Origin of the sequence: Modicisalibacter sp. 'Wilcox' (assembly GCF_010993675.1) — a bacterium.
Taxonomy (GTDB): Bacteria; Pseudomonadota; Gammaproteobacteria; order Pseudomonadales; family Halomonadaceae; genus Modicisalibacter; species Modicisalibacter tunisiensis.
The window spans coordinates 39520-52699 of record NZ_WNXF01000014.1; the positions used below are offsets into that span (position 1 = coordinate 39520).

Below are 13180 nucleotides of genomic sequence, written 5' to 3' on the forward strand. Positions count from 1 at the left end.
GCCGCCCATAGAGCCAGGTTGGGCTCGGCTGGAATGTTTTTCTCTTGCCGCTTACGGCTCAAGGCTTACCGCTAGGACGCTTATGCTAGACGAGGCCCTGAAGGGCGAGATCCAGGAAGCCTATCGCCGCGTGCTCGAGGGGCTCGACCTGACCCCGCGCTACGGCCAGCGCCTGATGATCGCCGAGATCGCCCGTACGCTGGGCGGCATCGAGGTCGATGACGCCGGCCAGCGCACCTCCAGCGAGCACGTCTGCGTGCTCGAGGCGGGCACGGGCACGGGCAAGACGCTGGCCTATCTGCTGGCCGCGCTGCCGGTCGCCCGGGTCCGCGGCAAGCGACTGGTCGTCGCCACCGCGACGGTCGCGCTGCAGGAACAGGTGCTGCACCAGGACCTGCCGGCGCTCCAGGCCCACAGCGGCCTGACGTTCGACTATGCGCTGGCCAAGGGGCGCGGTCGCTACCTGTGCGTGGCCAAGCTCGACCAGCTGCTCGACGGCGGCGAGGAGAATCCCACCCTGTCGCTGTTCGATCCGGCGGAGAGCGCCGCCCACGGCGACGGCTTTCAGGCGCTGGTCAACGATCTCGCCGAGGCCTACGGCAACGGCCGCTGGGAAGGCGATCGCGACAGCTGGTCCGAGGCGATCGAGCCGACCGACTGGCGACGCCTGACCACCGATCATCGCCAGTGCACCAACCGGCGCTGCGGCCATTTCGGGGCCTGTGCCTTCTTCCGTGCCCGTCGACGGCTGGATCAGGCCGACGTGATCGTCGCCAATCACGACCTCGTGCTGGCCGACCTGTCGCTGGGCGGCGGGGTGGTGCTGCCGGCGCCGAAGGACTGCATCTACATCTTCGACGAGGGGCATCACCTGCCCGACAAGGCGCTGGAGCACTTTCACCACCGCTTCGGGGTCAATGCCACGCTGCGCTGGCTGCGCACCCTCAAGAAATCATTGACCGAGCTCAACGCCGCCCTGGGCGGACAGCCGACCCTGGCACGCATCCTGGCCGGTTTCCCCGAGCTCATCGCCGCCCTGGAGCCGCGCCTCGGCGAGGCCTTCTCGCTGGGCCATCAGCTGGCCGATCTGCCGGAAGGTGCCGGCGGCGAGACCCGCCATCACCGCTTCCCCCGGGGGCAGGCGCCGGAGGCGCTGCGCGAACTGTCCGACGCGCTGGTGACGCCGTTCGCCGAGCTGTCGCGTCAGCTCGAGACCATGAGCGAGATCCTGCGTGAAAGCCTGGATCCGGAAAAATCCACGGGGCTGCCCCGCGAGCAGGCCGAAAGCTGGCTGCCGCTGGTGGCCCTGCTGCACGGCCGTGCCCTGGAGGCCCATGCCCTGTGGCAGGCCATGGCGGAGAACGACCCCGAGGGCGAGCCGCCCCGGGCGCGCTGGCTCACGTTCGAGACGCCGGGCGGCGACAGCGAGCTGACCTATGCCGCCAGCCCGGTGTCGGCCGCCGAGACCCTCGCGCGCCACCTCTGGGGCAGCTGTCATGGCGCGGTGGTGACTTCGGCGACGCTGACCGCGCTGGGCCGCTTCGAGCGGCTTCAGGAGCGGGCGGGGCTGGCCAATCGCTACCGCTACCAGCGCCTGCCCAGCCCCTTCGACTATTCGCGGGCGGTACTCAGCGTGCCCCGGGCGGCGGCCGACCCGGCCGATCGCGAGGCGCACGAGAGGGCGATCATCGATTTCGTCGCCGCGCTGGCGCCGGACGAGGCGGTGCTGATGCTGTTCTCCTCGCGGGCGCAGCTGCGTGCCGTCGAGAAGGCCCTGCCGAGTGCGTTGCGCGAGCGGGTGCTGGCCCAGGACCGCCTGCCCAAGCGCGAGCTGCTGGATCGGCATCGCAAGCGGGTCGACGCCGGGGAGGGCAGCATCATCTTCGGTCTGGCCAGCTTCGCCGAGGGAATCGATCTGCCGGGCCACTACCTGACCCATGTGGTGATCACCCGACTGCCGTTCGCCGTGCCCGACGACCCGGTGGGCGCGACCCTGGCGGAGTGGATCGAGAGCCGCGGCGGCAACCCCTTCATGCGCATCGCCGTGCCGGATGCCTCGATCAAGCTGGTCCAGGCCTGCGGCCGGCTGATTCGCAAGGAGGCCGACGAGGGGCGCATCACGCTGCTCGATCGACGGGTGCTGACCCGGCGCTACGGCCGGGCGCTGCTCGACTCGCTGCCGCCGTTTCGCCGCGAGATCGACGGCGTGGCCGTCGGCGCGTCAACCTGAGCGACGCCTGAAAGGCCTTCAAGGGGCTACAAGGAAGGGCCACGGGCCCGTCGGCGACGGGCCCGTGGCGATGCGCCGAACTCAGGCGGCGCGCCGGCGTTCGTCGAGTACCGGCTTGAGCTTCTCGGCCATGCGATGCAGGGCTTCCTCGGTGGTCGGCCAGTCGATGCAGGCGTCGGTGATCGATACGCCGTACTCGAGCTGGCTGCGGTCCTCGGGGATCTTCTGGTTGCCCCAGCCGAGGTTGGACTCGACCATCAGGCCCATGATCGAGCGATTGCCTTCGAGGATCTGGTTGGTGACGTTGTCCATGACCAGCGGCTGCAGGGCCGGATCCTTGTTGGAGTTGGCATGGGAACAGTCGATCATGATGTTCGGCTTGACCCCGGCGCGGGTCAGCTCCTGCTCGGCCAGCGCCACGCTGACGCTGTCGTAGTTGGGCTTGCCGTTGCCGCCGCGCAGCACGACATGGCCGTAGGTGTTGCCGCGGGTACGGATCACCGCCACCTGGCCGGCCTGGTCGATGCCTAGGAAGTTGTGCGGATGGGCCACCGACTTGAGGGCGTTGACGGCGACATCGAGGCTGCCGTCGGTGCCGTTCTTGAAGCCCACCGGGCAGGAAAGCCCCGAGGCCATCTCGCGATGCGTCTGCGACTCGGTGGTGCGTGCCCCGATCGCCGACCAGCTGATGCAGTCCTGCAGGTACTGGGGCGATATCGGGTCGAGCGCCTCGGTGGCCAGCGGCAGTCCCATCTCGGCCAGCTCCACCAGCAGGCGACGGGCGATATGCAGGCCTTCCTCGATCTCGAAGGAGTCGTTGATATGCGGGTCGTTGATCAGGCCCTTCCAGCCGACGGTGGTACGCGGCTTCTCGAAGTAGACGCGCATCACCACGTAGAGGCTGTCGCTGACGCTGTCCGCCAGCTGGCGCAACCGGCGGGCATAGTCGCGGGCCGCGTCGACATCGTGGATCGAGCAGGGGCCGAGCACGACCAGCAGGCGCGGGTCCTCGCCGTCGAGGATCCGCTGGATGGTGTGGCGTCCCTCGATCACGGTCCGTTCGGCGCTTTCCGACAGCGGAATTTCCTGCTTGAGGGCTTCGGGCGTGATCAGGACGTCCTGGGAAAGAACGTTGAGGTTGTTGACCTGCTGTTCCGACATTCAGCTACCTGTGAATCGCGTGGGGGAGAATCCCGTTACTATCGCCCGCCGGGGGCGGAAAAATCAATTGCGGGCCCGCTTTTCGGCCCGTCGCGGCCATCGGGACACCCTGCGGGACGTACTGCCGGTTGATGCCGTGGCCATAAACAGGAACACTTAGCACGAAACGTTCGTCATCCAAGGCTCAGCTTGCATTCATGAATCACCATCGTGTCATGCCGCGAAGGCGCTGCTTTTCTCCCGCCCATCAGGCTCGTCCCGTCTGCCGGGAGACGCACTGAATGGGCACGCGGGAGACCGATCAGCAGCTCGTCGAACGCGCCCAGCGGGGCGACACCCGAGCCTTCGACCTTCTGGTCAAGAAATACCAGCACAAGATTCTTGGCCTGATCGGGCGTTATGTGCATGACCATGCCGAGGTCCAGGATGTCGCCCAGGAGGCGTTCATCAAGGCCTATCGTGCCCTGGGCAACTTCCGCTCCGAGAGCGCCTTCTATACCTGGATGTATCGCATCGCCATCAACACGGCCAAGAACTACCTGGTTTCCAAGGGGCGCCGGCCGCCGGGCAGCGACCTGGATATCAACGATGCCGAGGTGGTGGATCACAGCGGGCGTCTGTCCGACATCGAGACGCCGGAAGCCGCCATGGCGCGCGATCAGCTCGAGGCGGCGGTCTTCGAGGCGATCGAGCAGCTGCCGGAGGACCTGCGCACGGCGATCACGCTGCGCGAGCTGGACGGGCTGTCCTACGAGGATATCGCCAACATCATGCAGTGCCCGGTGGGCACCGTGCGCTCGCGGATCTTCCGGGCACGCGAGGCGGTGGACAAGCATATCCAGCCGCTGCTGAGCCAGTCGCGGGAACAGGACCCGATTCACGAATGATGCGCATCAAGAAAATTGACCTCGTGACTGAACTGTCCGGCCGTTCTGGCGTCACACGGGGTGTCGCATCATCGGGTGCGAAGGAACTGACGGGGCGCCGCAAACGGGCGCAGGAATGAGGGAGTGTCGTGTCGAGCCTGGAACGGTCGCGGTCGCCGTTCCACCGACTGTGAGGGTGCAAAATGAACGACAATCTACGCGAATCGCTGTCCGCGCTGATGGACAACGAAGGGGATGAACTCGAGCTGCGGCGTGTGCTCAAGTCGCTCGGCGATGCCGACGAGAGTGCCGGGGACAGCGCCGAGGTCTGGCGGCGCTATCATCTGGCGCGCAGTCTCATGAACCGGGACCGGGACGTCGATGTCACCACCGATCTCTCGGCGGGCATCCTGGCACGCATCGAACGGGAGCCGCGTCCCGAGATGCACGATGCCGGCCTCTCCCGGCGTCACGGCGGGCTGTCCTTCGCCGGCAGCGCTGCCATCGCGGCCACGGTGTCGCTGATGGTCATCACCGGCGTGCAGGTCTACAACGGCATGGATCCGGCCACCGCGCCGGCCATGACCGCCGACTCCGGCGCCTCGACGACGGTGTCGAGCGGCAGTGGCGTATCGGGGAGCCCGAGCGGCGGCGTCGAGACGGTCAGTCTGCCGCACTATTCCTCCCTGGTCACCGATGGGGGCGGCAATGGCCTGATGACGGTCGGCGCCAACGTCGAGACACCGATGTTCCTGGCGCCCAACGCCTCGCAGTCGCCGAGCCTCGACTTCGAGCAGGCCCAGCTGCTGCAGGGGTATCTGGATCGCCACGCTCAGGGCGCGGCCTATCGCTCCGGTGAAACCTGGATGCCGTTGCTGCGGGCATCCGCGCAGGATTCCCTGGGTGTGCGTTGATGCCGAACCGCTGGATCGCGCTGGTTGCGCCCTTGCTGCTGTGGGGGGCCGGCCCGGCCCGGGCGGACACGCCGGATGCGGCCGGGCTCGACTGTCGGCGACTGAGTGAGGCCGCCGCCCCAGAGACGCCTCGCGCCTGGCTGGAACGCAGCCTGTGGGCCAGCCACTGCTACCAATTCCGGGCCCGGGCGGTGCGCATCAGCGGCGAGGGCGTGCGGACCCTGGCACTGTCCCACGACGTCGAGAACGGCGTGGAGCGTGAAATCGCCAGCTATCTCGATGGTCCGCCGGTCGTCTATGAGCGTCGCGGGCGGGTCGGGCGGGGCAGCCCGGCGCAAGCCATCGGCACCGGTCGGGCCTCGCCGACGGCCATCCTCTCGCGGCTCGACGGGCACTACCGCCTGACTCTGGACGGCGAGTCCCGCGTGGCGGGGCGCGACGTGATGCGTCTGGACATCGACGCGCAGGACAACCTCCGCTACGGGCATCGGCTGTGGCTCGACAAGCGCACCGGCCTGCCTCTCAAGCAGGTGATGGTGGGGCTGGACGGCCGCATTCTCGAGACCTTCCAGATGACGGAGCTGGGCGAGCCGTCGCTGTATGACGGCACCATCGATTTCGAGCCGCTGGCGACGCCGTCGTCCTCCCCCTGGGCGGCGCGCTGGCTGCCTTCCGGGTATCATGCCCTGCCGCTGCCCAACGACTTCGGTGTCCGTTCGGTGCCGGTGGCTCATCGTCTCTACAGTGACGGGCTGTCCAGTTTCAGCGTCTTCATCGAGCCGCTGCGCCAACGGAAGCGGGTGCTGCGCGCCGGCATGCACCGGCTGGGCATCACTCATGCGGCGGTGCGCCATATCCGCCTCGGCGACCGGGTCTTTCAGATCGTGGCGATCGGCGAGGTGCCCCCCGTGGCACTGGCCCGCGTCGTCGAGGGGCTGGAGTATCAGCCGCCCGACGACACGCGCTGAGTCTGCCGTCAGCCCTGTCCTTCGCCACGGCCGAGCCGTGATGCTTCATGTCAGGCCCGTCATCCGGCGGGCTGCTTGCGTTTCGACCCCGACGGCAGGTCAGGGTCATGGGCTGTTGTCCGATCGCGACAATTTCCTGGCTTCGGCTGAACTCTTTGCAGTGGCGTGACTCAAACCCGTCGAGTGCCCGGCCGCCGGTCGGCGACAAGAGGCACTTGCCGACAATCAACCGCGTTCCGTGATGGAGCTTCCTTCCTCGGGCGGTGTTGCCGGATATCGAAGGACGTGGCGGTGACGGTTTTTGGATGGATGGTGTTCCCGTCGATCGTTGATTTTTCGATGTTTCCGGCCGCTGCCGGGCGGAACGGCTCCCAGACAGCAAGCAGGAGTTCTCAATGCAACGCATCACACGACAGGTCTCCATGTGGCTGATGCTCGTGCTCGCCACGTTCGCCGTGCAGGCGGCACAGGCGCGCGAGTTGCCGGACTTTACCGAGCTGGTGAAGCAGGCGGCGCCGGGGGTGGTGAACATCTCGACGACGCAGGAGGTCCAGCGCCGCAGCATGGGGCCCTGGGGCGGATCCAGTCAGGATGTCCCGGAAATCTTCCGGCACTTCTTCGGCGATCAGATCCCGTTCGGGCCGGGGCAGCAGGGGGGCAATGATGGCGGTACTGCAGAACGGCATTCGCTGGGTTCCGGCTTCATCATCAGCCAGGATGGCTATATCCTGACCAATGCCCATGTCGTCGATGGGGCCGACAAGATCGTGGTGCGCCTGAACGATCGGCGCGAACTCAAGGCCAAGCTGGTCGGTGAAGACAAGAAGACCGACGTGGCTGTGCTCAAGGTCGATGCCAAGGATCTGCCGACGCTCAATATCGGCAACTCCGACGACCTCGAGGTCGGCGAATGGGTGGCCGCCATCGGCTCGCCGTTCGGCTTCGATCACTCGGTGACCTCTGGCATCGTCAGCGCCATCGATCGCACCCTGCCGACCGACACCTATGTGCCGTTCATCCAGACCGACGTGGCGATCAACCCCGGCAACTCCGGCGGGCCGCTGTTCAACCTCGACGGCAAGGTCGTGGGCATCAACTCGCAGATCTTCACCCGCAGCGGCGGCTTCATGGGGCTGTCCTTCGCGATCCCGATCAATGTGGCGATGGATATCGCCGACCAGCTCAAGGCCACCGGTCATGTCAGCCGTGGCTGGCTGGGCGTGGTGATTCAGCCGGTATCCCGGGATCTGGCCGAATCCTTCGGCATGAAGGACTCCCACGGGGCGCTGATCGCCGAGGTCGCTCAGGACTCGCCGGCGGCCAAGGCCGGTCTGCAGGCCGGTGACATCATCCTCGGCGTGAACGGGGACGCGGTCGATCAGTCCAGCAAGCTGCCGCGCCTGATCGGCAAGGTGGCGCCGGGCGAGACGGTGTCGCTCAAGGTGCTGCGCAACGGCAAGGAGCGTACCCAGAAGGTGACCGTCGGCGACTGGCCGGAAAGCGACCAGCAGGCGATGCAGGATCAGCAGGGGCAGGGCCCGCAGACTCGCCTGGGCGTGGCGGTCAGCGACCTGGACAGCCGTCAGCTCGAGCGCCTGGGCCTCGATCATGGCGTGCGCATCATGCAGGTCGATCCGAGCGGTGCCGCCGCCGCCGCGGGCATCCAGAGCGGTGACATCATCGTCTCGGTGGCCCAGCAGTCGATCGACTCCGCCGAGCAGCTGGCTTCGGTGATCGAATCGGTCAAGAGCAGCAGCGTGGTGCCGGTTCGCCTGGTCCGTGATGGCCACTCGCTGTTCGTGGCGCTGCGCCTGGGCGGCAACGAGTAACAACACCGCCAGTGGCGTCAGACAGTCGGCGGCGGGGCCCTCGGGCCCCGTCGTCGTGTTCGTGTCCGGCGCCGGCGCGTCGCTGTCCATGCCGGGGGCTTGTCGGTACAATGCCCGCCAATCGATTCCGTTACACGGTCGTCGTCCGCGCCCCGGCCGGCGCGGCAGGATCGTGTACACAACACCGGACAGGCGTCAATGAGCAGCAACGACAATCGCAAGGTCATCAACAACATACGAAATTTTTCGATCATCGCGCACATCGACCACGGCAAGTCGACCCTGGCCGATCGCATCATCCAGCTCTGCGGCGGGCTGACCGAGCGCGAACTCAAGGAGCAGGTGCTCGACTCGATGGATCTCGAGCGCGAGCGCGGCATCACCATCAAGGCCCAGTCCGTGACGCTGGACTACCACGCCGAGGATGGCGAGGTCTATCAGCTCAACTTCATCGACACCCCGGGGCACGTCGACTTCTCCTACGAGGTCTCGCGGTCGCTCTACGCCTGCGAGGGCGCGCTGCTGGTGGTGGATGCCGCCCAGGGCGTCGAGGCCCAGTCGGTGGCCAACTGCTACACGGCGATCGCCCAGGACCTGGAAGTGCTGCCGGTGCTCAACAAGATCGACCTGCCCCAGGCCGATCCGGATCGCGTGGCCCAGGAGATCGAGGAGATCATCGGCCTGGATGCCGTCGATGCCTGCCAGGTCTCGGCCAAGACCGGCATCGGCATGGAGGGCCTGATGGAGCGTCTGGTTCGTGACATTCCGCCGCCCAGGGGGGATGCCGAGAAGCCGTTGCAGGCGCTGATCATCGACTCCTGGTTCGACAACTACCTGGGCGTGGTGTCGCTGATTCGTCTGTTCGACGGCACGCTGCGCAAGGGCGACAAGATTCGCATGAAATCCACCGGGCGTGACTGGGAGGTCACCGAAGTCGGCATCTTCACGCCCAAGCGCAAGCAGACCGGCATCCTGCGTGCCGGTGAGGTGGGCTTCGTGGTGGCCGGTATCAAGGACATCCACGGCGCGCCGGTGGGGGATACCATCACCCACGCCAAGACACCGGACACGCCGCGTCTGCCCGGGTTCCAGAAGGTCAAGCCGCAGGTCTATGCGGGCATGTTCCCGGTCAGCTCCGATGACTACGAGGAGTTCCGCGATGCGCTCGAGAAGCTGGCGCTCAACGACGCCTCGCTGGACTACGAGCCCGAGAATTCCGATGCCCTGGGCTTCGGCTTCCGCGTCGGCTTCCTGGGCACGCTGCACATGGAGATCATCCAGGAGCGGCTCGAGCGCGAGTACAACCTCGACCTGCTGACCACCGCCCCGACGGTGGTCTACGAGCTGGCGATGAAGACCGGCGAGACGCTCTACGTCTCCAACCCCTCGAAGCTGCCGGACCTGGCCAACGTCGAGGAGATGCGCGAGCCGATCGTCAAGGCCAGCATCCTGGTGCCGCAGGAATTCGTGGGCAACGTGATCGCCGAGTGCGAGCAGCGCCGCGGCGTCCAGCAGGACATGCAGTTCCTCGGCAGCCAGATCCAGCTCACCTACGAACTGCCGATGAGCGAGGTGGTGATGGACTTCTTCGATCGCCTGAAGTCCATTTCCCGGGGCTATGCGTCGCTCGACTACGGCTTCGTGCGCTTCCAGGCCGCCAAGCTGGTGCGGCTCGACGTGCTGATCAACGGCGACAAGGTCGATGCCCTGGCGGCGATCGTGCATCGCGATCATGCCCAGGGACGCGGCCGCTCGCTGGTCGAGAAGATGAAGGAGCTGATCCCGCGGCAGATGTTCGACGTGGCGATCCAGGCCACCATCGGCAGCCAGGTCGTGGCGCGTTCCACGGTCAAGGCGCTGCGCAAGAACGTGACCGCCAAGTGCTACGGCGGGGATGTGACGCGCAAGAAGAAGCTGCTCGAGAAGCAGAAGGCCGGCAAGAAGCGCATGAAGCAGGTGGGGCGCGTCGAGATCCCCCAGGATGCCTTCCTCGCCGTACTCAAGGTCAATGACTAGGAACTGAAAGAGACATGGATTTTTCGCTGCTGCTGGTGGTGGCCGTGGCCGTCACCGGACTGGTCTGGTTGCTGGATGTGGTCTGGTGGCGGCGTCGCCGTCGGGCGCGGCTGGTCGCCGCCGAGGCCGGCGAGGCCGGCGAGGCGGTGACGCTCGACGACACGGCGCGCCGCAAGCTGACGCGCGAGCCCTGGCCGGTCGACTATGCCCGGTCGTTCTTTCCGGTGCTGCTGGTGGTGCTGCTGCTGCGCAGCTTCATCGTCGAGCCGTTCCAGATTCCCTCCGGCTCGATGCGTCCCACGCTCGAGGTGGGCGACTTCATCCTGGTCAACAAGTTCACCTACGGGCTGCGACTGCCGGTGGCGAACACCAAGGTACTCGACCTCGGCGAGCCCGAGCGCGGCGACGTGATGGTGTTCCGTTTTCCGGAAGACCCCTCGGTGGACTTCATCAAGCGTGTCGTGGGCCTGCCCGGCGACCGGATCCGCTACGAGGGCAAGCAGCTCTACGTCAACGGCAAGCCGGTGCCCAAGGAGGTGGCGGATCGCAATCCCGAGACCGCCCCGGGCGAGGTGCGCTTCAAGGAATGGCTGGGCGAGCACGAGCATGCCATCTACAACAATCCCCGGGACCCGGGGCCGCAGATGCGCGAGGTGGTGGTGCCGCCGGGTCACTATTTCATGATGGGTGACAACCGCGATCACTCCAACGACAGCCGCTACTGGGGCTTCGTGCCGGAAGAAAACATCGTCGGCAAGGCCTTTGCCGTGTGGATGCACTGGGACGGCGGGCTGCCCAGCTTCAGTTCGGTGCGCCTGATTCCATGAGCCGGATACCCACCCTTCAAGAGAATTCGAGAGCGGACGTTTCGTGAGTACCTCGCAACAAGCCTTCAGCCGCCGCATCGGTCACGCCTTTCGTGACCCGGCCCTGCTGGAACTGGCCCTGACGCATCGCAGCTACGGTGGCGACAACAACGAGCGCCTGGAGTTTCTGGGCGATTCCATCGTCAACTTCGTGATCGGCGAGGCGCTCTTCCAGCGCTTTCCCCAGGCCCGCGAGGGCCAGCTGTCGCGGCTGCGGGCACGCCTGGTCAAGGGGCTGACCCTGGCGGAGCTGGCCCGCGAGTTCGAGCTCGGCGAGCAGCTCAAGCTCGGCTCGGGCGAGCTGAAGAGCGGCGGCTTCCGGCGTGAGTCGATCCTGGCCGATGCCATGGAGGCCGTGATCGGCGCCATCTATCTGGATGCCGGGATGGACGCGGTCAAGGCGCGGATCCTCGCCTGGTACGGCACGCGGCTCGAGGCGATCAACCTGCACGATACCCAGAAGGATCCCAAGACGCGGCTGCAGGAATTCCTGCAGTCCCGCCAGTCGCCGCTGCCGCGCTACGAGGTGGTGTCGGTGGAAGGCGAGGCGCATGCGCAGACCTTCACCGTCGAGTGCCACGTGGCGATGCTCGATGAACACACCCTGGGTGTCGGCTCCAGTCGCCGGCATGCCGAACAGCAGGCGGCCGAGCAGGCCTTGCACCGGCTCGAGCCGCGAGGAGGGCGCTCATGACCCAACGCTGTGGTTTCGTGGCCATCGTCGGCCGGCCCAACGTCGGCAAGTCGACCCTGATGAACCGCATCCTCGGGCAGAAGGTGTCGATCACCTCGCGTCGCCCGCAGACCACGCGTCACCAGGTGATGGGCATCAAGACCGAGGACGAGACGCAGTTCATCTATGTCGACACCCCGGGCATGCATATCCAGTCCCGGGATCGCAACAAGGCCATCAACCGCTTCATGAACCAGGCGGCGACCCAGGCCCTGCGCGATATCGACTGCGTGGTCTTCCTGGTCGACCGGACCCGCTGGACCGAGGAAGACGACGTGGTGCTCGACAAGCTGACCCATGTGCGCGCACCGGTGATTCTCGCGGTCAACAAGGTCGACTGGCTCAAGGACAAGAGCGCGCTGCTGCCGTGGCTGGAATCGCTGCAGGCCAAGCGCGAGTTCGCCGCCATCCTGCCGATCTCCGCCAAGCACGGCACCAATGTCCCCGAGCTCGAGGCCGAGGTGGCCCAGTACCTGCCCGAGGGGATCCACTACTTCCCCGAGGATCAGATCACCGACCGCAGCCAGCGCTTCCTGGCCGCCGAGCTGGTGCGCGAGAAGGTCATGCGCCAGCTCGGCGACGAGCTGCCCTACCAGATGACCGTCGAGATCGAGGAGTTCCGCGACGAGGGGCGGATCATTCACATCAGCGCGCTGATGCTGGTGGAGCGCCCGGGGCAGAAGAAGATCCTGATCGGCGAGAACGGCGAGCGCATCAAGAAGATCGGCCGCGAGGCGCGTCTCGAGATGGAGCGGGCCCTGGGCGCCAAGGTGATGCTCAACCTCTGGGTCAAGGTCAAGCGCGGCTGGTCGGACGATGACCGGGCCTTGAAGAGTCTGGGGTACGATCTGGACTGACGATTGACGCTCGCCCATGACCCCCCAGCCGGCCTACCTGCTGCACAAGCGGCCCTACCGCGAGACCAGCGCCCTGGTCGAGCTGCTGACGCTCGAGCACGGCCGGGTGCGTGCCGTGGCCCAGGGTGTGCAGCGGGCCGGCAGCAAGTCGCGGGGCCGCCTGCAGCCCTTCGCGGCGCTGCACGTCACCTGGCAGGGCGACCATGAGCTCAAGCGCCTGCGCCTGCTGGAGTCGCGTGGCTCGGTGTCGCTGCTGGCCGGCGAGGGTCTGCTGTGCGGCCTGTACGCCAATGAGCTGCTGACCCGGCTGCTGCCGCCCCTGCTGCCGGCGCCGGACGTCTTCGCCTACTACACGGCGGTACTCGACGCGCTGACCGTGCCGGCGCAGCGTGCCGGGGCCCTGCGTCGCCTGGAGATCAGCCTCCTCGAGGTCCTCGACAGTGAACCGGTGTTCCTCGATTCTGGGGATCGGGCCCTCGATCCGCAGTCCCGCTATGTCTATCTCCCCGAGCAGCGCCGCTTCGCGCCCACCGAGTCGGACCGGGGCATGGACGGGCGCGGCCTGCGGCTGCTGGCCGGGGGCGACTGGGAGCGCCCGGGGCTGGCCGGGCTCGCCAAGGCGCTGACGCGTTCCGCGCTGGATCCGCTGCTGGGCGAGCGCTCGCTGCGCTCGCGGGAGCTGATGCAGGCGCTGGTGGCCCGGCGCCGCGGCGAGCGCCGCGAGGTGTAAGCCGCCGGCG

General features: G+C 66.9%; 11 protein-coding genes. 10 read left to right on the plus strand and 1 reads right to left on the minus strand.

Annotation, left to right across the window (positions count from 1 at the left end; genetic code table 11):
• Window positions 1-82 precede the first annotated feature (82 nt).
• The gene (gene dinG / locus G7A98_RS13040; protein WP_163650115.1) at window positions 83-2230 is read left to right on the plus strand and encodes an ATP-dependent DNA helicase DinG; all 2148 of its coding nucleotides are present in this window, start codon (window positions 83-85) and stop codon (window positions 2228-2230) included.
• A gap of 81 nt (window positions 2231-2311) precedes the next feature.
• Here dinG and G7A98_RS13045 read toward each other — a convergent pair whose 3' ends face one another.
• Window positions 2312-3391, minus strand: coding sequence for a 3-deoxy-7-phosphoheptulonate synthase (locus G7A98_RS13045; protein WP_163650116.1), 1080 nt, complete (start codon window positions 3389-3391; stop codon window positions 2312-2314).
• 281 nt (window positions 3392-3672) lie between these two features.
• Here G7A98_RS13045 and rpoE point away from each other — a divergent pair, with 281 nt between their 5' ends.
• The 9 genes from rpoE (at window position 3673) to recO (ending at window position 13170) form a co-directional block, all read left to right on the plus strand.
• Window positions 3673-4278: an RNA polymerase sigma factor RpoE gene (rpoE, locus tag G7A98_RS13050; RefSeq protein WP_163650117.1), complete on the plus strand. Its 606-nt coding sequence runs from the start codon at window positions 3673-3675 to the stop codon at window positions 4276-4278.
• 182 nt (window positions 4279-4460) lie between these two features.
• Entirely contained in the window at window positions 4461-5171 is a 711-nt protein-coding gene (locus G7A98_RS13055) for a sigma-E factor negative regulatory protein (protein WP_163650118.1), read from the plus strand.
• Entirely contained in the window at window positions 5171-6139 is a 969-nt protein-coding gene (locus G7A98_RS13060; protein WP_163650119.1) for a MucB/RseB C-terminal domain-containing protein, read from the plus strand. The genes G7A98_RS13055 and G7A98_RS13060 overlap by 1 nt, the downstream gene beginning before the upstream one ends.
• Window positions 6140-6534: 395 nt before the next feature.
• Window positions 6535-7968 (plus strand): DegQ family serine endoprotease, encoded by a 1434-nt coding sequence (locus G7A98_RS13065; RefSeq protein ID WP_163650120.1) that lies wholly within the window; start codon window positions 6535-6537, stop codon window positions 7966-7968.
• A 198-nt stretch (window positions 7969-8166) separates the two neighbouring features.
• On the plus strand, window positions 8167-9984 hold the full coding sequence (lepA, locus tag G7A98_RS13070) for a translation elongation factor 4 (protein ID WP_163650121.1): 1818 nt from the start codon (window positions 8167-8169) through the stop codon (window positions 9982-9984).
• Between the two features lie 14 nt (window positions 9985-9998).
• Window positions 9999-10811, plus strand: coding sequence for a signal peptidase I (gene lepB / locus G7A98_RS13075; protein WP_163650122.1), 813 nt, complete (start codon window positions 9999-10001; stop codon window positions 10809-10811).
• A gap of 43 nt (window positions 10812-10854) precedes the next feature.
• Window positions 10855-11544 carry a ribonuclease III gene (gene rnc, locus G7A98_RS13080; RefSeq protein WP_163650123.1) on the plus strand — a complete coding sequence of 230 codons (690 nt, stop codon included), beginning with the start codon at window positions 10855-10857 and terminating at the stop codon, window positions 11542-11544.
• Window positions 11541-12440, plus strand: coding sequence for a GTPase Era (gene era / locus G7A98_RS13085; protein ID WP_163650124.1), 900 nt, complete (start codon window positions 11541-11543; stop codon window positions 12438-12440). Before rnc ends, era begins: the two co-directional genes overlap by 4 nt.
• 16 nt (window positions 12441-12456) lie before the next feature.
• Entirely contained in the window at window positions 12457-13170 is a 714-nt protein-coding gene (gene recO, locus G7A98_RS13090; RefSeq protein ID WP_163650125.1) for a DNA repair protein RecO, read from the plus strand.
• Window positions 13171-13180 lie beyond the last annotated feature (10 nt).

Bases quoted from the DNA above. Each gene is read 5' to 3' on its own strand.
- G7A98_RS13055 (WP_163650118.1), top strand. From the start codon at position 4,461: ATGAACGACAATCTACGCGAATCGCTGTCCGCGCTGATGGACAACGAA.
- G7A98_RS13065 (WP_163650120.1), top strand. From the start codon at position 6,535: ATGCAACGCATCACACGACAGGTCTCCATGTGGCTGATGCTCGTGCTC.
- lepB (WP_163650122.1), top strand. From the start codon at position 9,999: ATGGATTTTTCGCTGCTGCTGGTGGTGGCCGTGGCCGTCACCGGACTG.
- rpoE (WP_163650117.1), top strand. From the start codon at position 3,673: ATGGGCACGCGGGAGACCGATCAGCAGCTCGTCGAACGCGCCCAGCGG.
- G7A98_RS13060 (WP_163650119.1), top strand. From the start codon at position 5,171: ATGCCGAACCGCTGGATCGCGCTGGTTGCGCCCTTGCTGCTGTGGGGG.
- recO (WP_163650125.1), top strand. From the start codon at position 12,457: ATGACCCCCCAGCCGGCCTACCTGCTGCACAAGCGGCCCTACCGCGAG.
- era (WP_163650124.1), top strand. From the start codon at position 11,541: ATGACCCAACGCTGTGGTTTCGTGGCCATCGTCGGCCGGCCCAACGTC.
- dinG (WP_163650115.1), top strand. From the start codon at position 83: ATGCTAGACGAGGCCCTGAAGGGCGAGATCCAGGAAGCCTATCGCCGC.
- lepA (WP_163650121.1), top strand. From the start codon at position 8,167: ATGAGCAGCAACGACAATCGCAAGGTCATCAACAACATACGAAATTTT.
- G7A98_RS13045 (WP_163650116.1), bottom strand. From the start codon at position 3,391: ATGTCGGAACAGCAGGTCAACAACCTCAACGTTCTTTCCCAGGACGTC.